At 72.6% G+C, this 23282-nt stretch carries 22 protein-coding genes and 1 pseudogene; 8 read left to right on the forward strand and 15 right to left on the reverse strand.

Annotation, left to right across the window (positions count from 1 at the left end; translation table 11 throughout):
- Positions 1 to 277 (forward strand): ROK family protein (locus BG452_RS11800; protein ID WP_188304202.1); only part of this gene is annotated, 277 nt, incomplete at its 5' end.
- 21 nt (positions 278 to 298) lie between these two features.
- Here the strand turns inward: BG452_RS11800 and BG452_RS11805 are convergent.
- The 10 genes from BG452_RS11805 to BG452_RS11850 form a co-directional block, all read right to left on the reverse strand.
- Positions 299 to 2302 carry an alpha-amylase family protein gene (locus BG452_RS11805; RefSeq protein WP_188304203.1) on the reverse strand — a complete coding sequence of 668 codons (2004 nt, stop codon included), beginning with the start codon at positions 2300 to 2302 and terminating at the stop codon, positions 299 to 301.
- Positions 2303 to 2371: 69 nt separating this feature from the next.
- On the reverse strand, positions 2372 to 2728 hold the full coding sequence (locus BG452_RS11810) for an L-rhamnose mutarotase (RefSeq protein WP_188304204.1): 357 nt from the start codon (positions 2726 to 2728) through the stop codon (positions 2372 to 2374).
- Positions 2725 to 3420 (reverse strand): lactate utilization protein C, encoded by a 696-nt coding sequence (locus BG452_RS11815; protein ID WP_188304205.1) that lies wholly within the window; start codon positions 3418 to 3420, stop codon positions 2725 to 2727. Before BG452_RS11815 ends, BG452_RS11810 begins: the two co-directional genes overlap by 4 nt.
- Positions 3417 to 4904 carry a LutB/LldF family L-lactate oxidation iron-sulfur protein gene (locus BG452_RS11820; protein ID WP_188304206.1) on the reverse strand — a complete coding sequence of 496 codons (1488 nt, stop codon included), beginning with the start codon at positions 4902 to 4904 and terminating at the stop codon, positions 3417 to 3419. The genes BG452_RS11815 and BG452_RS11820 overlap by 4 nt, the downstream gene beginning before the upstream one ends.
- The gene (locus tag BG452_RS11825) at positions 4901 to 5641 is read right to left on the reverse strand and encodes a (Fe-S)-binding protein (protein ID WP_188304207.1); all 741 of its coding nucleotides are present in this window, start codon (positions 5639 to 5641) and stop codon (positions 4901 to 4903) included. The genes BG452_RS11820 and BG452_RS11825 overlap by 4 nt, the downstream gene beginning before the upstream one ends.
- A complete protein-coding gene (locus BG452_RS11830) occupies positions 5641 to 6639 on the reverse strand; it encodes an aldo/keto reductase (RefSeq protein WP_188304208.1) in 999 nt (332 codons plus the stop codon). Before BG452_RS11830 ends, BG452_RS11825 begins: the two co-directional genes overlap by 1 nt.
- Positions 6636 to 7400, reverse strand: a complete 765-nt coding sequence (locus BG452_RS11835; RefSeq protein ID WP_188304209.1) for an SDR family NAD(P)-dependent oxidoreductase — start codon at positions 7398 to 7400, stop codon at positions 6636 to 6638. The genes BG452_RS11830 and BG452_RS11835 overlap by 4 nt, the downstream gene beginning before the upstream one ends.
- Positions 7397 to 8011 carry an enolase C-terminal domain-like protein gene (locus BG452_RS11840; protein ID WP_188304210.1) on the reverse strand — a complete coding sequence of 205 codons (615 nt, stop codon included), beginning with the start codon at positions 8009 to 8011 and terminating at the stop codon, positions 7397 to 7399. Before BG452_RS11840 ends, BG452_RS11835 begins: the two co-directional genes overlap by 4 nt.
- A gap of 240 nt (positions 8012 to 8251) precedes the next feature.
- Positions 8252 to 11104, reverse strand: a complete 2853-nt coding sequence (locus tag BG452_RS11845) for a glycoside hydrolase family 2 TIM barrel-domain containing protein (RefSeq protein ID WP_188304211.1) — start codon at positions 11102 to 11104, stop codon at positions 8252 to 8254.
- Positions 11105 to 11234: 130 nt separating this feature from the next.
- A complete protein-coding gene (locus BG452_RS11850) occupies positions 11235 to 11648 on the reverse strand; it encodes an AbfB domain-containing protein (protein WP_188304254.1) in 414 nt (137 codons plus the stop codon).
- Between the two features lie 234 nt (positions 11649 to 11882).
- Here BG452_RS11850 and BG452_RS11855 point away from each other — a divergent pair, with 234 nt between their 5' ends.
- A complete protein-coding gene (locus tag BG452_RS11855; protein ID WP_317621004.1) occupies positions 11883 to 12302 on the forward strand; it encodes a ribonuclease domain-containing protein in 420 nt (139 codons plus the stop codon).
- 262 nt (positions 12303 to 12564) lie between these two features.
- Entirely contained in the window at positions 12565 to 13848 is a 1284-nt protein-coding gene (locus BG452_RS11860) for a CehA/McbA family metallohydrolase (protein WP_223242098.1), read from the forward strand.
- Between the two features lie 139 nt (positions 13849 to 13987).
- Here BG452_RS11860 and BG452_RS11865 read toward each other — a convergent pair whose 3' ends face one another.
- Entirely contained in the window at positions 13988 to 14617 is a 630-nt protein-coding gene (locus BG452_RS11865; RefSeq protein ID WP_188304212.1) for a winged helix-turn-helix transcriptional regulator, read from the reverse strand.
- A gap of 81 nt (positions 14618 to 14698) precedes the next feature.
- Between BG452_RS11865 and BG452_RS11870 the strand changes: the two genes are divergently transcribed.
- From BG452_RS11870 to BG452_RS11880, 3 genes are read left to right on the forward strand one after another with little or no spacing between them, the layout of a single operon-like run.
- Positions 14699 to 15451: an MBL fold metallo-hydrolase gene (locus BG452_RS11870; protein WP_188304213.1), complete on the forward strand. Its 753-nt coding sequence runs from the start codon at positions 14699 to 14701 to the stop codon at positions 15449 to 15451.
- A 23-nt stretch (positions 15452 to 15474) separates the two neighbouring features.
- Entirely contained in the window at positions 15475 to 16119 is a 645-nt protein-coding gene (locus BG452_RS11875; protein WP_188304214.1) for an NAD(P)-dependent oxidoreductase, read from the forward strand.
- 3 nt (positions 16120 to 16122) lie between these two features.
- Positions 16123 to 17433 (forward strand): multidrug effflux MFS transporter, encoded by a 1311-nt coding sequence (locus tag BG452_RS11880; protein WP_188304215.1) that lies wholly within the window; start codon positions 16123 to 16125, stop codon positions 17431 to 17433.
- Between the two features lie 109 nt (positions 17434 to 17542).
- On the opposite strand, the gene BG452_RS11885 is transcribed toward BG452_RS11880, so the two are convergent.
- The 4 genes and pseudogenes from BG452_RS11885 to BG452_RS11900 all read right to left on the reverse strand — a co-directional run bounded on the left by BG452_RS11885 (position 17543) and on the right by BG452_RS11900 (position 21125).
- Entirely contained in the window at positions 17543 to 17932 is a 390-nt protein-coding gene (locus BG452_RS11885) for a hypothetical protein (protein WP_188304216.1), read from the reverse strand.
- Positions 17933 to 18014: 82 nt separating this feature from the next.
- Positions 18015 to 18824, reverse strand: a pseudogene (locus BG452_RS11890) (IS5 family transposase).
- Between the two features lie 373 nt (positions 18825 to 19197).
- Positions 19198 to 20844 carry a phosphoenolpyruvate--protein phosphotransferase gene (ptsP, locus tag BG452_RS11895; protein WP_223242094.1) on the reverse strand — a complete coding sequence of 549 codons (1647 nt, stop codon included), beginning with the start codon at positions 20842 to 20844 and terminating at the stop codon, positions 19198 to 19200.
- Positions 20845 to 20852: 8 nt separating this feature from the next.
- Complete coding sequence (locus BG452_RS11900; protein ID WP_188304218.1) at positions 20853 to 21125, reverse strand: HPr family phosphocarrier protein; 273 nt, start codon at positions 21123 to 21125, stop codon at positions 20853 to 20855.
- A 336-nt stretch (positions 21126 to 21461) separates the two neighbouring features.
- Between BG452_RS11900 and BG452_RS11905 the strand changes: the two genes are divergently transcribed.
- Complete coding sequence (locus BG452_RS11905) at positions 21462 to 22223, forward strand: DeoR/GlpR family DNA-binding transcription regulator (protein WP_188304219.1); 762 nt, start codon at positions 21462 to 21464, stop codon at positions 22221 to 22223.
- Positions 22220 to 23179: a 1-phosphofructokinase gene (pfkB, locus tag BG452_RS11910; RefSeq protein WP_188304220.1), complete on the forward strand. Its 960-nt coding sequence runs from the start codon at positions 22220 to 22222 to the stop codon at positions 23177 to 23179. The genes BG452_RS11905 and pfkB overlap by 4 nt, the downstream gene beginning before the upstream one ends.
- Positions 23180 to 23282 lie beyond the last annotated feature (103 nt).

Raw genomic sequence — 23282 nt, forward strand, 5'->3', positions numbered from 1 at the left:
ACTGGACCGAGCGGGCCGCGCCCTCGGCCTGGCCCTCACGTCCGCCGTCGACCTCATCGACCCGGACGGCCTCGTCCTCGGCGGTGCCTACGCGGAACTGGCCGAGTGGCTGCTGCCCTCCGTGCGCGCCGAACTGGCCGCCCGGGTCACCGTCCGTCCGTGGGCCCCGGAGGCGCTGCGGCCGTCCGCCCTCGGCCGGCGCGGACCGCTGCTGGGCGCGGCCCAGACGACGGTCCGCCGGATCATGGCGGACCCGACCCTGCTGCCCGCCGGCTGACCCGGGGCCCGCGCCCCGCGGTCAGTCGTGCTCGACCACGACCATCGCGTGCCCGTCCGCGGTGGTGACCCGCACGTGGACGTACTCGCCGTCGTGCCGCCAGGCGAGTTCCTGCCCGGCGGGCTGCAGCCGCACCGAGCGCGGCGCGGCGGCGAGCCGGACGGCGACGGGCACGTCGACCAGCGGGAACGGGTCGTGCACCAGGTCCAGCTCCGGGGTCTCCCGGGACGGTACGAAGCTGATCAGGTGCACCACGGTGCCGGTGGCGGTCCGTACCACGGTGGTCTCCAGGTGGACCGGCCCGCCCGCCCGGACGAGCGGGTCCGGCAGGAGCCGGTCCAGGGCGGCGCCGAGCAGCTGACGGTACGTCTCCAGGCCGTGCTCGTGGAAGGACTCCAGCAGCGGTACGGTCACGGCGGCCACTCCGGCGCCGACGGCGACGGCCACCTCCTCGGTCGGGTCGGCCGGGGGAGTGTAGGAGTGGCCGCAGAACCGGTCCCAGGAGCGCGGGAAGTAGGGCGCCACCACCCGGGCCAGGACGTCGGCGCCGGGAACGGCCCGGGCGGTCAGCCGGGCGCCGTGGCTGATCACCGGGAAGTCCTCCGGGACGCCGGGGACACCTTCGCAGGCCAGGAAGACCTCACCCGCCGGAGCCGGTGCCAGGTCCTCGACCGGGAGGTCGGGGAGGGCCGGTTCGGTGCCGTTCCGGAGCAGCGCGGGCCCGACCAGCAGCACCGCGCCACCGGCCCGCCGGTACGTCCGCAGGCGCTCCGCGAGGGCGTCGTCGACCGTCGTGGTCTCCGGCACCACGACGGCCCGGTACCCGCTCAGGTCGGCCGTCGGCGGTACCACGTCGAACTGCGCGCGGAGTTGCTGGAGCGCCCGGACGGCACCGATGTTGCTCGCGCCGGGATTGTCGCCGAGGCCGGGGTCGGCGATCACGGCGAGCTCGCTGACGATCCGGCCGCCGTCGAGGAACGGCTCGCACTCCTCGATGTGCCGGTAGACCGAGCCGATCAGCTCGTACACCGCCGGGGCGGGCGCGCCGCGCGGGTGGAGCACGTCGCCCACGCCGCTGGTCAGACCGTGGCTCAGCATCTGGCTGCATTCGTAGAGCAGCGCCGCCCGGGGCTTGAGGGCGGCGCTGTCGCCCCAACTCTCGTGGAACCGCCCGGTGTGGCTGAGGGTCGGCAGCCCCAGCGGGCGGACGAAGCGGGCCACGTACGGGAGGAAGGCGTAGCCCCAGCCGCCGGTGGGCAGCCCCTCGATCTCGACGTGCCGGACGAACTGCCGCTCGTCGGGCAGCCCGGTCTTCGGGCGGCCGTTGAACCAGACGCCCTGGGCGGCGTCCGGGGGCAGGGCCTTCTCCACCATCGCGGAGTAGCGGGCCATGTAGCGCCGGGCCACCAGGTCCGCGTAGCGGGCTCGGTGGTCGGCGTCGGCCGGGTCCAGGCCGTCGCGGCGCATCCCGTCGACCGCCCAGCGGCTCAGGCTCGGCTGGTTCCAGCACATGTCGATGAAGATCCCGTCGACCGGGGCGAAGCGGCGCAGCACCTCGTCCAACTGGTCGGCGAAGTGGTCGGCGTAGGGGCTGGACATGTCGAGGACGTTCCAGCCCGCCTGGAACGCCGAGGTGGTCCAGCGGCTGATCTTCAGGTTCTCGTCGTGCGCGACCCATTCGGGGTGCTCCTGGGCGGCGTACTCGTCGACCTGGAGGGACAGGTAGATCGGCGCCCGGATGCCCACGGCGTGCAGGGCGTCGATCTGTTCGGCGAGGAGGTCCAGGTCGGGGGCGAGGCCGGGGTGGCGTTCCGGGCGTTCGGTGCCGTAGTAGAGGCGGCCGTGGTGGCACTTGGCGAAGACGGTGACGCTGTCGACGCGGGCGTCCCGGAAGGCCTGGGCGAAGGCCACCGGGTCGAAGTCCCGTCCCACGTCGGGGATGTCGGGGCTGGTGTGGAAGTCCAGGTGCACGGTTCGCCGGGGGAAGCGGGCTTCGGTGTGAGCGTTCACATTGCCTCGGGTCATGGGATGGTTTATAGGAGGTGTGCACCGAGGAGTCCAGGGGGAAGGCAGGAGAAGTTCCGAAACCGCAGGTCAGAATGGTGCATTGGAGGCCGGAGAGACGACCGGGCCGTGGACCGGATGATCCTCTTCCTTCTCGGACATGGGATCTCCTGCTGCGTCGGCGCCGTCACCACACCGACCGCTCCGGGCCCGCGCCTCGGCGCACCCGCAGGGAAGGCCGCCGACGGGACCCCGCTCGGCCGGCAGCCGGGCGTAGTCCTCGCACTCCAGGAGGTGGAACAGCTCGGACCCGCTGCGCCAGATGGTCCAGGAGGTCACGCCGCCGGCCTTGATGGCGTCCGTGAGCTCGGTCGGCGCCTCGCGGTGCGCGGCCTCGTACTCCTCGATCCGGTCCGCACGGACGCGGGTGTGCAGGGCGATCCTCATGGATGCTCCGAAGGTCCGGGGTCGGTCTGGTCGGTCTGGTCGGTGGAGTCGGCGGCGTCGGCGGGCTCGACGAGGACCACGTGCAGGGTCCGGGGCCCGTGCACGCCCTCGACCCGGGAGAGTTCGATGTCGCTGGTCGCGGACGGCCCGGAGACGAAGGTCAGCGGCAGGCGCGGGTCGAGGCGCGCGAGCGCCTCGGGGACGTCGTCGACGATCTGCTCGGCGCGGACGACGCACAGATGGTAGTCGGGGACGAGGGTGAGGGCCCGCCTGCCCTGGCCCGGGCCGGTGTCCAGGACGACGGTGCCGGTGACGGCGATGCCCACGGCGGCGAGCGTGACGGCGCCGTCGAGGGCGTCCAGGGCGGGGACGTCCAGGGGCTCCCGGTGCCACTCCCACGCCCCGGGCGGCAGGGCGCCGTCCGGAAAGCCGTCCGGCACCGCCAGCCGGGTGGCGCCCTGCGCGGTGAGGGCGGCGGCGATCGCCCCGGGCAGTCCGGCGGGGTCGGTCCGGGTGACGGTGGCGCGGTAGTCGGCGACCCGTTCGGCGAACAGGGCCACCAGGTCCTGGCCGGGGGCGGTATGGCCGCGCCGGTAGCCGCGGGGTACGGGCAGGTCGTCCGGGCCCTCCTCCGCGGGGACGTCGGTGAGGGCGGCGCGGATGCGCCCCAGGACGGCGTCGCGGCTGCTCATCGGTCACCTTCCCTGTTCTTGCGCCACCAGGTGCGGAAGGACTCCGCGGGTGGTGCGGGGGTGTCCCGGTCGGCGGACCAGCTGTTCAGCGGGCCGGGCAGCCGCCCGATCCGCCCGTCCCGGGCGAGGGCCCGGCCGCCGAGCGAGGCCGCCTTCTGGGCGGCCGCGAGCAGACGGGGGGAGTCGAGCACCGTGGCGGCGGCCTTCATCGCCAGCGCCTCGGCGCGTTTCGGACGGGCCTCGACCACCTTGGCCCGCAGATGGGTGAGCACCTCCGGGATGTTGATCTTCACCGGGCAGGCGTCGTAGCAGGCCCCGCACAGGGTGGAGGCGAACGGCAGCGAGGCGGCGTTCTCCACGCCGACGAGCTGGGGGGTGAGGACGGCGCCGATCGGCCCGGGGTAGACCGAGCCGTAGGCGTGCCCGCCGGTGCGCTCGTACACCGGGCAGACGTTGAGGCAGGCGGAGCAGCGGATGCAGGCCAGCGCCTGGCGGCCGAGGGTGTCGGCGAGGGTGTCGGTGCGGCCGTTGTCGAGCAGGACGAGGTGGAACGCCTGCGGCCCATCGCCCTCGGTCACCCCGCTCCAGGTGGAGGTGTAGGGGTTCATCCGCTCGCCGGTGGAGGAGCGGGGGAGCAGTTGGAGGAACACCTCCAGGTCCGTCCAGGTGGGCAGGACCTTCTCGATGCCCATGACGGTGATCAGGGTCTCGGGCAGGGTCAGGCACATCCGGCCGTTGCCCTCGGACTCCACGACCATGACCGTGCCGGTGTCGGCGACGGCGAAGTTGGCACCGGACACGGCGACCTTGGCGGTCAGGAACTTCTCCCGCAGGTGCAGTCGGGCCGCGTCGGCCAGTGCCTTGGGATCGTCGCCGAGGCCCTCGGGTGCGGGGCGGCCCCACGTGCCCATCTCGGCGACGAACAGGTCGCGGATCTCGGTCCGGTTACGGTGGATCGCGGGGACCAGGATGTGTGAGGGCCGGTCGTCGCCGAGTTGCACGATCAGCTCGGCGAGATCGGTCTCGTAGGCGGTGATGCCGGCTTCGGCCAGGTGCTCGTTGAGGCCGATCTCCTGGGTGGCCATGGACTTGACCTTGACCACCTCCCGCTCGCCGGTGGCCCGGATCAGCTCGGTGACGATCCGGTTGGCCTCGGCGGCGTCGGCGGCCCAGTGCACCGTCCCGCCGGCCGCGGTGACCGACTCCTCCAACCGCGCCAGGTGGTGGTCGAGATGGCGGGCGGTGCGGCGTTTGATCGCTTCGGCGGACTCGCGCAGTGCCTCCCAGTCGTCGAGCTCGGCGGCGACGGTGAGCCGCTTGTCGCGGATGGTGGTGGTGGCGCGCTTGAGGTTGGCGCGCAGCTGGGGGTTGGCCAGCGCCTCCCGGGCGGCGTCGGGGAAGGACGGTGAGCCCAGCCAGACCACGCCGCGCCCACCCGGGGCGGTCGTGGGCGCCTTCGCGGTCGTCGGCACCTTTCCGGTCATGGGCGTCCGCCTTCGGTCGAGGCCAGGATCTCGGCCAGGTGCATGGTGCGCACCGTACTGCCTTGGCGGGAGAGTCCGCCGCCGATGTGCATCAGGCAGGAGTTGTCGACCGTGCACAGGACTTCGGCCCCCGTCGCCAGGACGGCCTCGGCCTTGTCGGCGAGCATGGCGCCCGAGGTCGCGGCGTTCTTGACGGCGAAGGTGCCGCCGAAGCCGCAGCAGGAGTCGGCGGCCGGGAGGTCGACCAGGTCGAGGCCCTCGACCGCGCGCAGCAGCCGCTGCGGCCGGTCGCCGAGGCGCAGCCCGCGCAGCGAGTGGCAGGTGGGGTGGTAGGTGACGCGGTGCGGGAAGCGGGCGCCGACGTCCGTGACGCCCAGGACGTCGGTCAGGAACTCGGTGAACTCGTACACCCGGGGCGCCAGTTCGGCGACCTGCCGGCGCAGCTGCGGGGAGCCGTACTCGTCGGCGAGGACGGGGTGGTGCTCCCGGACCAGCCCGGCGCAGGACGCGGACGGCGTGACGATCGCGTCGTACCCGGCGAAGGCGCGGGTGAAGCGCGCCATCAAGGGGACGGCGTCCGTACGGTAGCCGGTGTTGACGTGCATCTGCCCGCAGCAGGTCTGGTCCTGCGGGAACTCGACGGTGTGGCCCAGCCGTTCGAGGACGCTCAGCACGGCGCGCCCGGTGTCGGGGAACATGGTGTCGCTGACGCAGGTGATGAACAGCGCGATGCGCATCAGTTCGCCTCCTGCGGGGTCGGGACGTCCGGCGGGAGCAGGGCGCGGTCCTTGAGCTCCGCCCACAGTTCGTCGGGGACGCGGTGCCGGAGCATGGCGGCCGCGTCCCGGACCTCGGCGGCGCTGCGGGTGCCGACCAGCACGCTCGCCACCGCGGGGTGCCCGAACGGGAAGCGCAGCGCCGCGGCGCGCAGCGGCACCCCGTGCTTCTCGCAGACGGTCTGGAGTTCCAGGGCGCGGGTGAGCAGCTCCTCGGGTGCGGCGGCGTAGTCGAAGGTGGCACCGGGCTTCGGGTCGGCGAGCAGGCCGGAGTTGAAGACGCCGCCGATGACCACGCCCACGCCGCGCTCGGCGGCCAGCGGCAGCAGCTCGGTGAGCCCGCGCTGGTCGAGCAGGCTGTAGCGGCCCGCCAGCAGGACGGTGTCGAGGTCGGTCTCGCGGATGAAGCGGGCGAGGAGTTCGGCCTGGTTCATCCCGACGCCGATCGCGCCCACCAAGCCGTCGTCGCGCATCCGGGCGAGCTCCGGGTACGCCTCGGCGAGTGCCTGTTCGGCGTGGTCGTCCGGGTCGTGGAGGTAGGCGACGTCGATCCGGTCCAGGCCCAGCCGCTCCAGGCTGTCCTCGATCGAGCGGCGGACGCCCACGGCGCTGAAATCCCAGACCCGGTGCTGGGTGGCGGGGACGGCGAAGCCGTGGGCGAGGTCGTCGCCCGACGGCTCCGGTGCCGGGCGCAGCAGCCGCCCGACCTTGGTGGACAGCACGTACTCGTCCCGGGGGCGGCCGCGCAGGGCCCGCCCGAGCCGAAGCTCGGACAGGCCCAGGCCGTAGTGCGGGGCGGTGTCGAAGTACCGTACGCCGGCGTCCCAGGCGGCGGCGACGGCCTGCTCGGCGTCGGCGTCGGTCACCGGGGTGAACAGGTTGCCGATGCCCGCGGCGCCGAAGGCGAGTTCGGTGGCCGCGACTCCGCTCCGTCCGAGCGGCCGTTGACGCGCGGTCACGGCCGGGGCTCCGGCCGCAGCCGCAGCCCCGCCATCCCGCCGTCGACCTGCAGGGCCGTTCCGGTGGTGCTGCCGGCCGAGGGGGAGGCCAGGTAGGCGACGGCGGCGGCCACCTCTTCGGCGGTGACCAGGCGTCCGTGCGGCTGCCGGGCGTCGAGGGCGGTGCGCTCGGCGGCCGGGTCGTCGGTGGCGTCCAGGAGGCGGCCGACCCAGGGGGTGTCCACGGTGCCGGGGTTGACGCAGTTGACCCGGATTCCCTCGCGGACGTGGTCGGCGGCCATGGCCAGGGTGAGCGAGAGGACGGCGCCCTTGCTGGCCGAGTGGAGCGCGCGCTGCGGGAGGCCGGCGGTGGCGGCGATGGAGCAGGTGTTGACCACCGAGGCCCGGGTGGAGCGGCGCAGGTGCGGCAGGGCGGCCCGGGTGGTGCGCACGACGCCGAGCAGGTTGACGTCGAGGACGCGGTGCCACTGCTCGTCCGGGTTGTCCGCCACCGTGCCGACCGCGCCGATGCCGGCGTTGTTGACCAGGATGTCGATCCCGCCGAGCGCGTCGGCCGCGGCCTGGACGGCGGTGCGCACCGGGGCGTCGTCGGTGACGTCGGCGGTGAAGCCGAGCAGCGGTTCCGGTACCGACTTCGGGTCGAGGTCGAGCACGGCGACCCGCGCGCCGCGCTCGGCGAGCAGGGTCGCGGTGGCGAGCCCGATCCCGGGGGCGCCGCCGGTGACGAGCGCCGTCAGTCCGTCGAGTTCGGCCGTGCTCATGCGGTCGCCTCCTGCTGTGCCAGCTCCTCGGCCCAGAAGGAGCCGTGGGGGTAGTGGTAGGTGTCCAGCGAGGCCTGGTGCATCTCGGCCGAGAAGCCGGGCTCGGTGGGGGCGCGGTAGTGGCCGTCGTCGATCACCACGGGCTCCAGGAAGTGCTCGTGGAGGTGGTCGACGAACTCTATGACGCGGTCCTCGGTGGTGCCGGTGAGGGCGACGAAGTCGAACATGGACAGGTGCTGGACGAGTTCGCACAGGCCCATGCCGCCGGCGTGCGGGCAGACCGGGACGCCGAACTTCGCGGCGAGCAGCAGGATCGCGAGGTTCTCGTTGACACCGCCGACCCGGGCCGAGTCCAGCTGGAGCACGTCGATGGCGGCGACCTGGACGTCGTTGCCGCGCCCGATGGTGAAGGTGAAGCCGTGCCCCTCGGGGCCGTCCTCGGAGGTCCGCAGGACGATGTAGGCGGCGGAGTAGTCGGGGTCGGGGTTCATGGCGTCGGACCCGTCCAGTTCACGCGAGGTGGGGAAGCGGATGTCGTAGGTGTCGACCGCCACCGAGCCGGTCACCCAGGGCGATTGTCCGGCGAGGGCCAGGCCTGCGGTGACCCCCATTCTACGGGCGAGGCCGCGTCGGGGCGGCGGAGGGTACTGATTCGCGAGGGGCTCTCCTGCGGCTCCAGGGTGGATTGTCAGCGTTGACATTTCGCCGCGAGAAGGAACCCTCGGACTGCCGATCGTGTTCGGGGTATGCCCGACGGCCACCGGAAGGTGGAACCTGCGCAGCTGAACAGGGCTGCTGGGCCGGCCGACCCGCGGGTCGGCCGGCCCCGGTGGACCACAGGCGTCCGTCCGTCAGTGGAGCGTGGACAGGACGAAGGAGAACTCGGCGGGTTCGGCCCGCAGTCGGTACTGCGGCAGCGTGCCGGGGCCGCAGGAGGCGGTGCCGATGCCGTGCTGGGCGTGGTCGAGGTTGACCCACACCGTGTCACCGGGGGTGAGGTCGGTGAGGTGGGTGGCCGCGTCCAGTTGTTCGGTGGTCCAGCGGCGGGCGGTGAGGGAGAACCACGGGTCGCCCTCGATGCGCAGGCCGCCGATCTCGGCCCAGCGGACGTCGGCCCGCGCGCCGTTCTCCTGGGGGCGCAGGTACGGCGTCTGCAGGGCGTCGACGGTGGACTCCCAACGACCGTTCCTGGCCGCCGACTTGGTGTCCGGGTACGCCTCGCCAGGGCCGCCGCCGAACCAGCGCACCAGGTCGGCCGGGGCGAGGCCGAACCGCACGCCCAGGCGGGGCAGCGGCACCGGCCAGTCGCCCTCGGGCCGCACGGACACCGTCAGCCGCAGCCGTTCGCCGTCGCTGGTCCAGCGGTACTCCGTGCTGAGGCCGAACTCCCGGGCGGCGGGGGCCACTCGGGTCCGTACGGTCAGCGCGTCCTGGTGGAGTTCCACGCCGTCCAGCCGGTGGCGCATGCGGTGCAGGCCGTGCTCGCGCCAGGACGCGGCGTCGCAGATGCCGGTGGTCCAGTCCTGGCCCTGGTCGTTGTCGGTGGTCGCGCGCCACACGTCCAGACGCAGGTCGCCGACGTCGACGGCGCCGATGCTCCGCAGCGCGCCGGTGCGGGCGTCGAAGGCGGCGGGGCCGAGCGTGATGACACCGTCGCGTGCGACGGGCGCGCAGGTCGGGGCAACGGTCGGCACCTGCGCCGCGGCCATCGGGAGCTGGGCCCAGGCGACTTCGTGTCCGGCCGGTGCCCACGCCGAGTCGGCCGCCAGGACCGCCCGGACCGTCCACTGGGCCTCGCCGGGCCGGTGGACGGTGGGCGGCTGCGGCAGCTTCACGTCGGCCCACTCGCCGGCGGCGAGCGACGGCACGGACAGCTTGCCCGTGTCGACGGTCTCGCCGTCCACCTGGTACGACCACTCGAAGGCCAGCGCGGACAGGTCGGCGAAGTCGTACCTGTTGCTGATCCGGACGGTGCCGACGGCGGCGTCGCCCTCGATCCGGACCGGTTCGACGACCTTCTTGTACTCGATCAGCCCGGGGGAAGGCCGCCGGTCGGGGAAGACCAGGCCGTCGCAGACGAAGTTGCCGTCGTGCAGCTCCTCGCCGAAGTCGCCGCCGTAGGCGTAGCCCAGCTCGGGGTGCCCGATACCGTGGTCGATCCACTCCCAGACGAAGCCGCCCTGCAGCCGGTCGTAGGTCTCGAACAGCCGCTGGTAGTCGGCGAGTCCGCCGGGGCCGTTGCCCATGGCGTGGGCGTACTCGCACAGCACGAACGGGAGCCGGCGGCGCTGTCGGGCGCCGCCGTCGAGCTGTCGGCCGATCTGCTCGACCTCGGCCGGGCCGGCGTACATCCGCGAGTAGAGGTCGGTGTCACGGCAGTTCGCGTCGCCCTCGTAGTGCACGAGCCGGGAGCCGTCCCGGTGGTGGATCCACTCGGCCATCGCGGTCAGGCCGCGTCCGGTGCCGGCCTCGTTGCCCAGCGACCAGATGACCACGGACGGGTGGTTCTTGTCGCGCTCCACCATCCGGGCGGCGCGGTCGAGCAGGGCCGGGGTCCAGCGGTCGTCGTCGGTGGGGTTGTCGCGCCAGCCCTGCTCGATGAAGCCGTGGGTCTCCAGGTCGCACTCGTCGACGACCCAGAGGCCGTACTCGTCGCACAGGTCGAGGAAGGCCGGGTGCGGCGGGTAGTGGGAGGTGCGGACGGCGTTGATGTTGTGGCGCTTCATCAGCAGCACGTCCTCGCGCATGGTCGCGAGGTCCAGGGCTCGGCCCGTCTCGGGGTGCCACTCGTGGCGGTTGACGCCCTTGAGGAGCAGCGCGGTGCCGTTGACCTTGATCAGGCCGTCCGCGAGCTCCACCGTGCGGAAGCCGATCCGCAGCGGGACGCGCTCGCCCTCGGTGGTCAACTCGCCGTCGTACAGCGTCGGCACCTCGGCCGACCAGGGGCGCACCGGCACCGTGACGGACTCCCCGGTCGTGGCGTCGATGCCGAGAGCGGGCACGACCACCCGCCCGGCCACCTCGGAGTCGACGCAGAGGGTGCCCTCGCCGGTGGTGTGGTCGTAGGAGGCGTGCACGAAGAAGTCGAGCACACTGCCCGGCGGGCGGTGCAGCAGCATCACGTCGCGGAAGATGCCGGGCAGCCACCACTGGTCCTGGTCCTCCAGGTACGATCCCGCCGACCACTGGTGGACCCGGACGGCGAGCACGTTGCCGCTCGGCCGGAGCAGGTGCCCGACCGCGAACTCGTGCGGCAGGCGGGAGCCCTTGAACTCGCCGATGTCCGTGCCGTTGAGCCAGACGCGGGCGCAGGACTCGACGCCGTCGAAGCGCAGCACCGCACCGCCGTCGGCCGGCCAGTCCGCCGGCAGGTCGAAGGCGCGCAGGTGGTCGCCGGTCGGGTTCTCCGTCGGCACCCGCGGCGGGTCGACCGGGAACGGGTAGCTGACATTGGTGTAGCCGGGCCGGCCGAAGGCACCGTCGCCCTGGAGCACCCAGTGGCCCGGGACGGTGACCTCGGCCCAACCCGCGTCGTCGAAGCCGGGTTCGGCGAAGGAGTCGTCCTCGGCGTCCGCCGTCGGTGACACCCGCAGGCGCCAGTTCCCGTTCAGCGACAGGGTCTTGGCGTCCGAGTCCGTGTACCGCGCGCGCGGCGCCAGCGCCCCGCGGCCGGGGGAGCGGTCCTCGACGTAGTCGTTCGTCATGCTGTGTTCGGCTCCTTGCGTGATCATGCCGACGGTCCGCCGACCCGGCACCGGGAACGCCGGCAGCAGCGGGAGGACGGATCGACCGGCGGGCCGGCCGTGGGGGTGCGGGTTCAGTCCCCCATCGGTGTCAGCGCCACGGGGATGCCGTGAGCCAACTGGTGTCCTGGGCCCATGATGCCGTGGCGTCCCAGGAGTTGGAGCCGCCGTCGGCGGCCACGTAGCCCTTGTAGTCGTAGTGGCGGACGTACTTCGTCGGGTAGTTGACGGACCGGAGGGAGACGCCGGCCCCGCTGTTGCCCGCGGTGGGGCAGAAGGTGGCGTCCTGCGTGAACAGGCTCCCGCCGTCGTCGGCGCTGACGGAGAGCTCGAAGGCGTAGTGGCGCAGGAAGCGGACGGGGGCACCGGCGGACTCGAAGGTCAGGCAGGAGGAGTCGGCCAGGCCCGTGCGGACGATCCAGGTGGCGTCGGCCTGGTCGGCGGCCGGGCTGGTGGAGCCGACGGCGGAGATGACCACCTTGTCGTCGGCGGCGTTGCGGCGCAGGTAGTCGGAGCGTCGTGCTGTGGGACGACAACGGTACGGCCGACCACCTCTGGTGCTTCCTCTGACCGGGCCGCGGGCTTGAGGAGGGGGCGAGCTTTCCTCACATCCATGTTATCGCTCACAATCTGTTCCGGCGGTAGGCCCGACCTCGCAACCGGCAGTACATCCGGGTGTCACGCAAACCCAGCAAAGTGTCATGTCCATCCACACTTTGAATATTCCTTGGAGGGTCCTGTGCTGACTCAGCGACGTCCCCAGCTGTCCTGGGCGAAGCGGTCCGCGGTGCTCCTCGCCGCCGTCATGTCCGTGTTCAGCGTGTCCGTGCTCACCGGCCCTGCCGCGAACGCGGCGGTCTTCAACTCCTGCAACGTCTCCGGATGTTCTGCCGCTGCCTCGGCCAACTCGGGCTGGTCCTCACTTGGTTACCCGACCAGGCGCGGCCGGTACAACTGGTCGAGCGGCCAGTGCAGCTTTGCCGGCGGTGAGTTCCGCAACAACGACGGGCAGCTGCCCTCCGGCGACACCTTCTACGAGTTCGACGTCTACCCCCGCGGTTGCGGCAGCCACCGCGACGCCTACCGGATCGTCCTCGACTCCGACACCCGCGTGGTCTGGTACTCGCCCAACCACTACGGCGACTTCTACCAGCTGTAAGGGCCGCACCCGATAGCACCGCCCGCGCCGCCCCTCCGCCGAGGGGGCGGCTGCCGAGGCCCGGCGCACCGGGCCCCGCCAGGGTTCAGCGGGCGACCCGGGTGTCCCCTCGGCAGAACCCCATGGTGAGCCGGTGGTGCTGTAGGGCGCCGGCGGATACGGGTGGCGGTGTGCTGCCGCTGACTGCGGCCCGCGGCCCGGCCCGGGTGCTGGCCTAACTGATCGTTTCAGAATGAGATCTTGGTCTGACGTCTCGGCTGAGATGGCGCTCAGTAGTTGGGGCTGGAACGGGTTGCCCTGCCCGCGCGTTGGCCCGACAGGACTTTGGGGGAGAACCTTGTCGAGTTTGAGCTTCCCGCCAGCGCGGGCGGTCGGACGCGGGGCGGCCTGGTACCGCGGGGACTGCCATGTCCACTCCGTCCACTCGGACGGGGAACTCACCCCCGAAGAGTTGGCTGTTCGGGCACGCGCCGCCGGGCTCGACTTCATCGCGACGACCGAGCACAACTCAGCCGCGGCCCCCGATGTATGGGGGCATCTGGCCGCCGATGACTTCTTGATCGTTCTCGGCGAGGAAGTGACCACGAAGACCGGGCACTGGCTCGCGCTCGGCATCAACCCCGGCGAGGTCGTCGACTGGAACCACCAAGTCAGGGACGGGCTGATCGATCAGGGCCTGGACCAGGTCCATCGAGCAGGGGGCCTGTGCGTGGCCGCGCACCCGCACGCGCCCTATCCGTCGGGCGACTTCATGTTCCCCTTCCGGGGCTTCGACACGGTGGAGGTGTGGAACGGACTGTGGACTTCGGACCGGCCCTGGAACGCTGACAACGAGGCCGCCTTCGCGGAGTGGGGGCGGAGCCTCGCAGCCGACATCCACACAGGCTCGTGGCGGCCGGCGATGGGCAACAGCGACACCCACTTGGAGGGGCAGATCGGCATCCCTCACACCGTGGTCTTCGCCGAGGAGCTGAGCGCCGAGGCAGTCCTGGCCGGGATGCGTGCCGGCCACAGTTGGATCGCTGAGTCGGCGAAAGTGGACGTGTCGTTCACTGCCAACGTCGATGGTCGCGTTGTCGGGGTGGGAGAGCGGCTCGCGACTCATGGTGGGCAGGTCGAAGTGCAGGCAGCAGTGCGAGGTGTGCCGGTGGGGACCGTCAGGTGCCGGAGCGCCCTGCGTCGCCTCGCGCTCGGCAGTGAAGTCGTCGAGGAGTTGAAACAGGACCTTGATCGCGTGCTCCTCGTCTTCGGGCGGCAGGTCCGAGATGTTGTCCCAGCCGTCCGGGATGGCGATGTGCAGGACCTGGCCGGGCCAGGCGTGGTTGCAGTCGCGGCCTCGGCGGGCGACGAGCCAGTCGTGCCAGCCGGCGAGGAGGCCGGGACCGCCATGACGGGTCGCGTGCTGGTCGTAGCCGGTCAGGAATGCGGTCAGCTGGTGGAAGGAGTTGCAGCCGACGAGCAGGGGGCGTTGGCCGATGCAGGCGAAGTACTCGCGCTCGTCCATCTCCGAGAGCTGTTTCATGGGTCGGAGCCTATGAGTGCGTGAGAACGGGTTTTGAGAACGAAGCTGCTCCGGACCGGCGGCTTCGGGCCGCGAGCCGGACTTCTTCTCGGAATGGACCGTTTTTGAGACCGGCGCAGACTCGGTAGAGCTTGAGATCGCAGGCCCGCGAGCGGCCGGTCGATCAGCGGGGCAGGATGCGCATTACTGCCTCGCGTTCGCCGCTGAGCCGCAGGCCTTGCTGTACTGCGGCGCTCAGATCGAGGTCGCCGAGCAGAGTCGCAGCCAGCAGGTGCGGGGGTCCGGTCAGTGACGCGGTGGGGTGGTCGACCCGGCCGGCGTGTGTGTGCACCGAGCCGTCCTTGACTTCGATGACCAGGTCCTCGTTGCCGTCGGCGTGCAGTTGCAGGGCGATCGCCGGCTGGTCAGGGCGGTGGTCGGTCAGTGCCCGGGCGGGCATGTCCAGCCAGTGGGTGCGGAAGGTGTCGTTGTCGCCCGGCTCACGCAACAGCGGTACGCCCCACCGGCTCAGCTCCTGCAGCACCGGCTCCAGCGTGCGGCCACGCTCGGTGAGGGAGAACAGGGTGGTGGCCACCGGCGGCGGGGCGGCCTCGCGGTGGATCAGGCCGGCTTCCTCGAGTTCGCGGAGCCGGTCGACCAGCAGGTTGCTGGCGATCCCGGGCAGCCCGTTGCGCAGGTCGGTGTGCCGGCAAGGACCCAGGGCGAGCAGTTCACGGACGATCAGCAGGGTCCATCGGTCGCCGATGGTGTCCAGTGCTTTCGCGATGCCGCAGTACTGCCCGTAGGTCCGCATGCCACCACCCTACCTCGTGGTGTTGAGATTCAAAACTCTCTTGTTGACTTTCTCAACAACGTCGGTCTAGCGTCGCTGCCCATGACTCCCACCCTTTCCGTGCGTCGGCTGGCCTGGGCCGGCGTCGAGATCCGTCTCGGCGACACCCGCCTGCTGATCGACCCGCTCGAGAACGTCGCTCCGCTGGCGCCGGTGATGGGGCCGCCGCACCGGCCGGTCGACCCGGTCGACACCCCGCCCGGCACCCACGCCCTCATCACCCACCTGCACCCCGACCACTACGACCACGACCTGATCGCCCGGATCGCGGCCACCGGCACGATCGGCTGCCACACCCCCAGCGCGGCCGGGCTGCGCGAGGCGGGCATCGCCCCCGTCGCCCAGGACCTGGGCCGATCACGCCGCATCGGAGAGCTGACCGTCACCCCGGTGACCTCGCTGGACTGGCGCGGCAACGACTGTGACCAGGTCGCCTGGGTCGTCGAAGGCGCCGGCCGGCGGGTCATCCACTGCGGCGACACCCAGTGGCACGGCAGCTGGTGGCAGATCGCTCGCGACCACGGCCCGTTCGACGTCGCGTTCGTCCCGGTCAACGGCGTCATCGCCCACTTCGAGGGCTACGCGGCCAACGTCCCGGCGACCATGACCCCCGAGCAGGGCGTCGAGGCCGCCGTCGCACTCGGCGCCGGCACCGTCTGCGCCATGCACTACGGCCTGTTCCACAACCCGCCGTTCTACACCGAACAACCCGACATCGAGCAGCGCTTCCAGCACGCCGCCGACGAGCGCGGCATCACCGCGGCCATCGTCGCCGACGGCCAGCCCGTCCTCTGACCATCAGAAACAAGGAGCAACGCATGAAGATCGTCCTGTTCGGTGCCAGCGGCAACATCGGCCGGCCCGCCACCGAGGAACTACTGCGTCGCGGCCACACCGTCACCGCGGTCACCCGAGCCGGCCACATCGACGGACTCGAGCACAAGGCCCTGACCGTGACCACCGGTGACGTCACCGACGCCGCCGCGGTCGCCGGCGTCGCCGCCTCCCACGACGCCGTACTGTCGGCCGTCGGCCCCCGGATCGGCCAGGAGAACGACCGCGCCACGATCCTCGGTGCCGCCCGTGCGCTGATCGACGGACTCCGCCGAGCCGGCGTCACCCGCCTGGTCACCATCGGCGGTGCCGGTAGCCTACGCACGCCGACCGGCGCCCGGGTCATGGACGACCCGGACTTCCCCGCGCTGTGGAAGGCCAACGCCGAGGCCCAGTCCGAGGCGCTCGACCTCTACCGCGGCGTGCACGACCTCGACTGGACGTACGTGTCGCCCGCCGCAGTCATCGGAGCGGGCGAGCGGACCGGGGCCTACCGCAGCGCCGGGGACACCCTGCTCACCGACGACGACGGCAACAGCCGCATCTCGTACGCCGACTACGCGATCGCCTTGGCCGACACGATCGAGAGCGGCGCCGCGATCCGCCGCCGCATCACCGTGGCGTACTGAGCCATGAGCAACGACGCCGCCGGCCGGCAAACCCGATTCATCGTCCTGCTCGCAGCGCTCGTGGCCCTGGGACCACTGTCCATCGACGGCTACCTGCCCGGACTGCCGGACCTCGCCGGCGACCTGCGCGCCAGCGCTGCGGCCACCCAGCTCACCATCACCGCATGCCTGGCCGGGCTGGCCGTCGGGCAGCTGATCGCCGGGCCGCTGAGCGACACCTATGGCCGGCGGCGTCCGTTGCTGGCGGGCCTCGCCCTCTACACGATCGCCAGCGCGCTCTGCGCGGTGGCGCCCGACGTCCGGACCTTCGTCGGCCTGCGCCTGATCCAGGGCATCGGCGGGGGGTTCGGCATCGTCATCGCCAACGCCATGGTCCGCGACCGCACCTCCGGAACCCGCACCGCACGTCTCTTCTCCGCACTGACCTTGATCACCGGCCTGGCGCCGGTGTTCGCGCCGGTCCTCGGCGGCCAGCTACTGCGCGTCACGGCCTGGCCTGGAATCTTCGTGGCCCTGGCCGTACTCGGCGCCGTGATGCTGGCGGCCTCCGCCGCAGGACTGCCGGAGACCCGGTCCTCCGCGGCACGCCAGCCGCTGCCGGCTGTCGTCGGGCAACTGCTCGGCGACCGGGTCTTCACCGGGTACGTCCTGGCCAACGGCCTGGTCTTCGCGGCGATGTTCGCCTACATCTCCGGCTCGCCGTTCGTCCTGCAGGAAATCCACGGCCTGTCACCGCAGCAGTACAGCGGCGTGTTCGCCGTCAACGCCGCCGGACTCGTCGCGGCCGCCCAGATCAGCGGCCGGCTGGTGGCCCGGGCCGGCGCCCGCGTGTTGCTGCTCGCCGGTCTGCTGGGCGCGACAGCCGGTGGCACCACGGCCCTGGGCGCGGTGCTGACACGGGCACCCCTGCCCGCGCTCCTGATCGGCCTGTTCGTCCTGGTCTCCAGCGTGGGCCTCGTCATGCCGAACGCCGCGGCCCAGGCCCTGGCCGACCACGGCGGACACGCCGGGTCGGCCGCCGCTCTGCTCGGCTTCAGCCAGTTCATGATCGGCGGGGCACTCGCTCCGCTGGCCGGCGCGGGTGGCGCCACCGACGCCCTGCCGATGGGAATCATCGTCGCCGTGCTGCCGGCGCTCGCTCTGCTCACACTCGGCGTCCTCACCCGGTCGATGCCCGGTGAGCGCACTCGCAGGGCCAGGCGCCTGCGCGAGCATGTGGAGCGCCCCGTACCACGTGAGGCTCCCGCTGGGGGACGGGCTCATCGGCCCCGGCCCGATGAGCCGAGCAGCGCATCGACAGCATCCGGTAGTTGATCGGCCGGTGTCCGGTATGCCAGACGCTCGGCAGGGTCAACGTCCTCTTGGCGGACCCTCAAGACCTGCTGGCACGCCGTCTCGCAAGGGGGCGGCGGCGGATGCACCATCACGCTCGGACAGGGTGGTTCACAGTTCGGTCGCCAGCCAACCCGTCCTGCGGGTCATCCCCGGCGGCCGGGACAACCGGCCCGGGTCGGCCGGGTAATGACCGGTCGTCGCCTTCGCCGTGCTCCCGGAACCACTCAGCGGCATCGCGGACCTCATGCACCCGGCGCCCGGTGAGCTCCTCGTGCAGGTTCATGTCCCCGGTGTCGAGGGCGATCAGGATCGCGGTGCCGCGCAGGGCGGAGGCGACGTTCAGCAGGTCCTCGTCGCTGTAGTCCTGCATCCGCCAGCCTAGATCGCCCATCCGCTCGACCAGCAGCCGCAGGCCGCCCGCGGCGGCCACGGCCTGGCGGGCAAGGGCGGCAAGCTCGGCGTTCCGGTCCTCAGCCACACCTCCAGCGCGCGCCCGTTCCCGCCGGGCCGCCCCCGGATCCAAGATCATCCCTTAGCGCTAACCGCTGTACCGCTGCTACTCAGGACCGAGTGCGCAGGCGACGGAGGCAGATGAGGCTGCAGGCCAGTTCGAGCAGGCCCTGGTGGAGGTCGGCGCGTCGTTCGTAGCGGATCCGGAGCCGTTTGAACTGGTGCAGCCAGGCGAAGGCCCGCTCCACCACCCAACGGACCTTGCCGAGCCCCGAGCCGTGGGCCACGCCGCGTCGGGCGATCATCGGCTTGATGCCGCGCTTCCACAGCAGGCGGCGGTACTTGTCAAAGTCGTAGCCCCGGTCGGCATACAGGTGCCGTGGCTTGCGGCGAGGCCGTCCCCTCAGCCCCCGGATCGGCGGGACCGCGTCGAGCAGCGGCAGCAGCTGTGTGACGTCGTGGCGGTTGCCACCGGTGAGCGTGACGGCGAGCGGGGTTCCGTGCCGGTCGACTATCAGGTGGTGCTTGGAACCGGGACGGGCACGGTCGACCGGCGAGGGGCCGACGTGATCCCCCCTTTGAGGGCCCGCACATGCGAGCTGTCAACAGCGCAGTGCTCAAGATCCAGCAGGTCGGCGCGGCGCAGCTCGCTCAGCAGGGCTGCGTGCAGGCGCGGCCAGACGCCGGCCTCGGTCCAGTCCCGAAGGCGGCGCCAGGCCGTCACGCCGGAGCAGCCGACCGTTTCAGCCGGGACGTCGCGCCAGGCGACACCGGTCCGCAGTACGTACATCACCCCGGCGAGTGCCGCCCGGTCGGGAACGCGTAGTCGCCCAGGGTGGCGGCGGCGCCGTTTCAGGAGCGGGTGGCAGAAGCGGTGCCACGCGCTCCCACAGGTCATCCGGAACAAGATCAGCGCGCACCCGGACACCTTGCCGACCAAGATCGCTAGGTGCAAGACCTGCGGCTCAACTCATTCTGAAACGATCAGTAAGCCGTACTCGCGGACGCGTTCCGGCTGCAGCGCGCCCCGGAGCGGGCGTGATGGTCACCTGACCGGGGGGCAGGTCCCAAGACGCCTTCGGACTCCTCCAACTGCCCCGACACGGAAGCCCCCTGACTTCGGCAGCTGGGCGCCCGCCGGTCGTACTCCGGCTGGTGCGCTTGGACCTGGTCCGTGTTGGCGACGGTCCAGGCGCCGCAGGGGACACCCGTGCCGGCGGGCGCCGCAGGCTCCTCCGCACAGGCCTCGCCGAGCCCGAGCCGGACCAGGGCAGGCCCGGCACCCGCCGTGGATCAGGGTGCCGTCATGCTCGACCGGACCCTGCTGCGTGCGGTGGTGGCGTCGTCGGCGAGCAGGGCCAGCGCGGCGAGTTCGCGGCACTCCGCAAGCGTGTGGGTGGCCAGGGCCGCCCGTACCTCGGGGAGCGAGGCGGGTGCGGCGGACAGGCTGGTGACCCCGAGGCCGACCAGGACGAGGGCGAGTGCCGGGTCGGCGGCGGCCTCGCCGCAGACGCCGATCGGACGGCCGTGTTCGGCGGCCGATCCAGCGGCGGTGGCGACCAGCGTCAGCAGCGCGGGCTGCCAGGGGTCGAGCAGTTGGGCGAGGCTGCCGAGCGTCCGGTCGGCCGCGAAGGTGTACTGGGCCAGGTCGTTGGTGCCGACGCTGAAGAAGTCGCAGACCTCGGCCAGCCGGTCGGCCCGCAGGGCGGCTGCCGGGACTTCGATCATCGCCCCGGCCAGCGGCAGGCCGTGCGCGCGGACCCGGGCGGCGAACTCGGCGGCCTCGCGCGGGATCGACACCATCGGAGCCATGACCCAGACCTGCGCGGTGCTGTCCCGGGCGGCCTCGGCGATCGCGGCGAGCTGGGTCTCCAGGAGCTGCGGATCGCGGGCGGCGGTGCGCAGGCCGCGGATGCCCAGGGCCGGGTTCTCCTCGTCGGCGGAGGTGGCAAAGGGCAGCGGTTTGTCCGCCCCCGCGTCCAGCGTGCGCACGATGACGCGGCGGCCGGCGAAGGCGGCGAACACCTGCCGGTAGGCGGTGGCCTGTTCGGCGAGGCTCGGAGCCTCGGCGCGGTCCAGGAAGAGGAACTCGGTGCGGAACAGGCCCACGCCCTCGGCGTCCGCGGCGGCGGCGCCGGCCAGCTCGTGCGGCGCGCCGAGGTTGACCAGGAGAGCGACCGGGTGCCCGTCCGCCGTCCGGCCCGGCCCCTGGTACCCGGTCAGCCGCTCGCGACGACGGCGCTCGCGGTCGGCGGCCCGCTCGACCGCCTCCGGAGCCGGGTCGAGCTCGATCATTCCGTCCGTGCCGTGCACCAGGACCCGTCGCCCGTCCGCCAGGTCCGCGGCGTCGGCGCAGCCGACCACGGCGGGCACGCCGAGCGCCTTGGCGAGGATGGCGGTGTGGCTGGTCGGCCCGCCGCGGACGGTGACGAGGGCCAGCACCCGCTGGGGGTCGAGCAGCGCGGTGTCGGCGGGGGCCAGGTCGTCGGCGACGAGGACGTACGGGTGCCCTGGGTCGGGCAGGCCGGGCACGGGCAGGCCCAGCAGCTGGGCCACCGCGCGGTCGCGCAGGTCGTCCAGGTCGGCGGCGCGTTCCGCGAAGTACCCGCCGGCGGCGACCAGTTCGGCACGGAAGCCGTCGAAGGCGGCGGCGAGTGCGTGGGGGCCGTCGGTGCCCTGCTCGGCGAGGGCTGCCGCCCGGTCGGCGAGGACCGGGTCGGCCGCCATCAGGGCCTGGGCCGTGAGCACCTCGGAACCGGGCCCGCCGGCGCGGGCGGCGCGCTCGCCCAGGTCGGTGACGACCGCGCCGAGGGCGGCTCGGATCGCGGCCGCCTCGGCCGCCGGGTCGCCGACCGCCCTCGGTGCGGGCAGCGGGGGCGGGGGAGCCATCCGGGCGACCGGGCCTGCGGCACTGCCCGTACCGACACCGATTCCGCGCATCGGATCCCTCACGCCGCTGCGTCGAGGTCGGAGGCGAGCAGGTCGGCGAGCGCCTTGAGCGAGTCCTGGGCCCCGTCGCCGGTGGCGGTGAGCTCCAGGGTGTCGCCGCGGCGGGCGGCCAGGGCGAGGACGGACAGCAGGCTGCGGGCGTCGACCGGCGTCTGACCGGGGCGGCCGACGGTGATCTTGGCCGTCTGTCGGGCGGCGGCCTGGACGAACAGGGACGCCGGGCGGGCGTGCAGACCGCTTCGGGAGCCGACGATGACCTGGATCGAGTGCATGGGAGTCCTTGGAGGAGGTGATCGCCGGCCCGGGTGGGAACCGGGCCGGCGGGAGGGTGGGGCACGGTGGCCCGCGCGGGGGAAGTGCGGGCCACCGTGGTCACGCCCGGTCTTCGCGTACGGGGGCGGTAGCGGAGACCGGGCGGTCCGTGGTTTCACGCCCGTTAGCGTGTTGTTTCGATTGGTTCTACGCCCGAATGCCGAGAGGTGTCAACAGATTCGGGCAAACCCGCGGGTGCTGAGGCGGAGGCTGAACACGCTCTTGCTTTTTCGGTCGGAGCGCGTAGGGTCGGGCCCCATCAGGCGTAAACGGACATGAAAAGGACCCGATCCCACATGTATGCACCGGAGCGGCAGCAACAGATCCTCCGCCTCGCCCAGGAACGGGGCCGGGTGGACGTGCCGACGCTGGCCGAGGACTTCGGCGTCACGCAGGAGACCATCCGGCGTGACCTGAGCGCCCTGGACCGGGCCGGGATGCTGCACCGGGTGCACGGCGGCGCGCTGCCCGCCGGCGCCCTGCACCTGGAGCCCGGCCTGGCCGAACGGGACTCCACCGCCGCGGCCGAGAAGGAGCGCATCGCCAAGGCGGCCCTGGCCCTGCTGCCCAGTGAGGGCAGCGTCATCCTGGACGCCGGAACGACCGTCTCCCGGCTGGCCGGCCTGCTGCCCGCCGACTGCGCCCTGACCGTCGTCACCAACGCCCTCCCGGTGGCGGCCCGGCTGGCCGACCACCCGGGGCTCGCCCTCCACCTGGTCGGCGGCCGGCTGCGCCACCGCACCCAGGCCGCCGTCGACGCCTGGGCGCTGCGCGACCTGGCCGACGTCCACGCGGACGTCGCGGTCGTCGCGACCAACGGCTTCGCGGTGGAGGGCGGGCTGTCCACACCGGACCTCGCCGAGGCGGCCGTCAAACGCGCCATGCTCACCGGCGCCCGCCGGGTGGTGCTGGTCGCCGACTCCTCCAAGTACGGAGTCCGCCACTTCGCCCGGTTCGGCTCGCTGGACCAGGTCGATGTGCTGGTCACGGACACTGGACTGACCGACGAGCAGACCGCAGAGATCGAGAACCACGGACCGGAAGTCATCCGCGCATGATCGTCACCATCACCCCGAACCCCAGCCTCGACCGCACCTACGAGCTGGGAACGCTCGCCCTGGGCGAGGTCAACCGAGCCGCGCACGACCGGCTCGACCCCGGCGGCAAGGGCGTCAACGTCTCCCGCGCGCTCACGGCCGCGGGCCACCGCACCACCGCCGTCCTCCCGCTGGGCGGGCTCTCCGGGCAGCTGCTCTCCGATCTGCTGCGCCGCCAGGGGATCGACGTCGCGGCGGTCGCCATCTCGGGCGACACCCGGATCAACGTCTCGATCGCCGAGGACGGCGGCAGCCTGACGAAGGTCAACGCGGTGGGCCCCGAGCTCAGCGCCGCCGAGTCGACCGCTCTGCTCGCGCTCGTCCGCGACGCCCAGAAGATCGGACAGGGCACCGGGAACGGCGTCGACTGGCTGGCCTGCTGCGGCAGCCTGCCGCGCGGACTGGCCCCGGAGTGGTACGCCGAGCTGGTCGCGCAGGTGCACTCGGGGGGCGCCCGGATCGCCCTGGACACCTCCGGCCCCGCGCTGCTCGCCGCGCTCTCGGCCCACCCCGACGTGGTCAAGCCCAACCGGGAGGAACTCGCGGAGGCCGTGGGCCGCCCGGTCGTCACCATCGGCGACGCCGTCGACGCGGCCGGGGAACTGCGCGAGCGCGGCGCCCAGCAGGTCCTCGCCAGCCTCGGCGCGGACGGGATGCTGCTGATCGCCGAGGAGGGCAGCTGGTTCGGCAGCGCACCCGTCGCCGCCGTCCGCAGCGACGTGGGAGCCGGCGACGCCTCCCTCGCGGGCTTCCTCGGAGCCGGCGGCAGCGGCCCCGGCGCACTCGCGGTGGCCCTGGCGCACGGCGCCGCCGCCGTACAACTGCCGGGGAGCGTCATGCCGACCCCGGCCGATCTGGACCCGGCCGCCGTGGCCGTGACGGCGGACATCCCGCTCGAACGACCGCTTCGCGGTTGAGAACGGCCTCCTGCCGGAGGCACCACGCCCGACCGTGTGGGACGGGAAGGGCGATCATTCCCGGGGGCAAGGGAACACCGTCAGGCACCAGTCGAAGGACCGA

Source organism: Streptomyces sp. CBMA123 (assembly GCF_014596465.1).
Lineage (GTDB): Bacteria > Actinomycetota > Actinomycetes > Streptomycetales > Streptomycetaceae > Kitasatospora.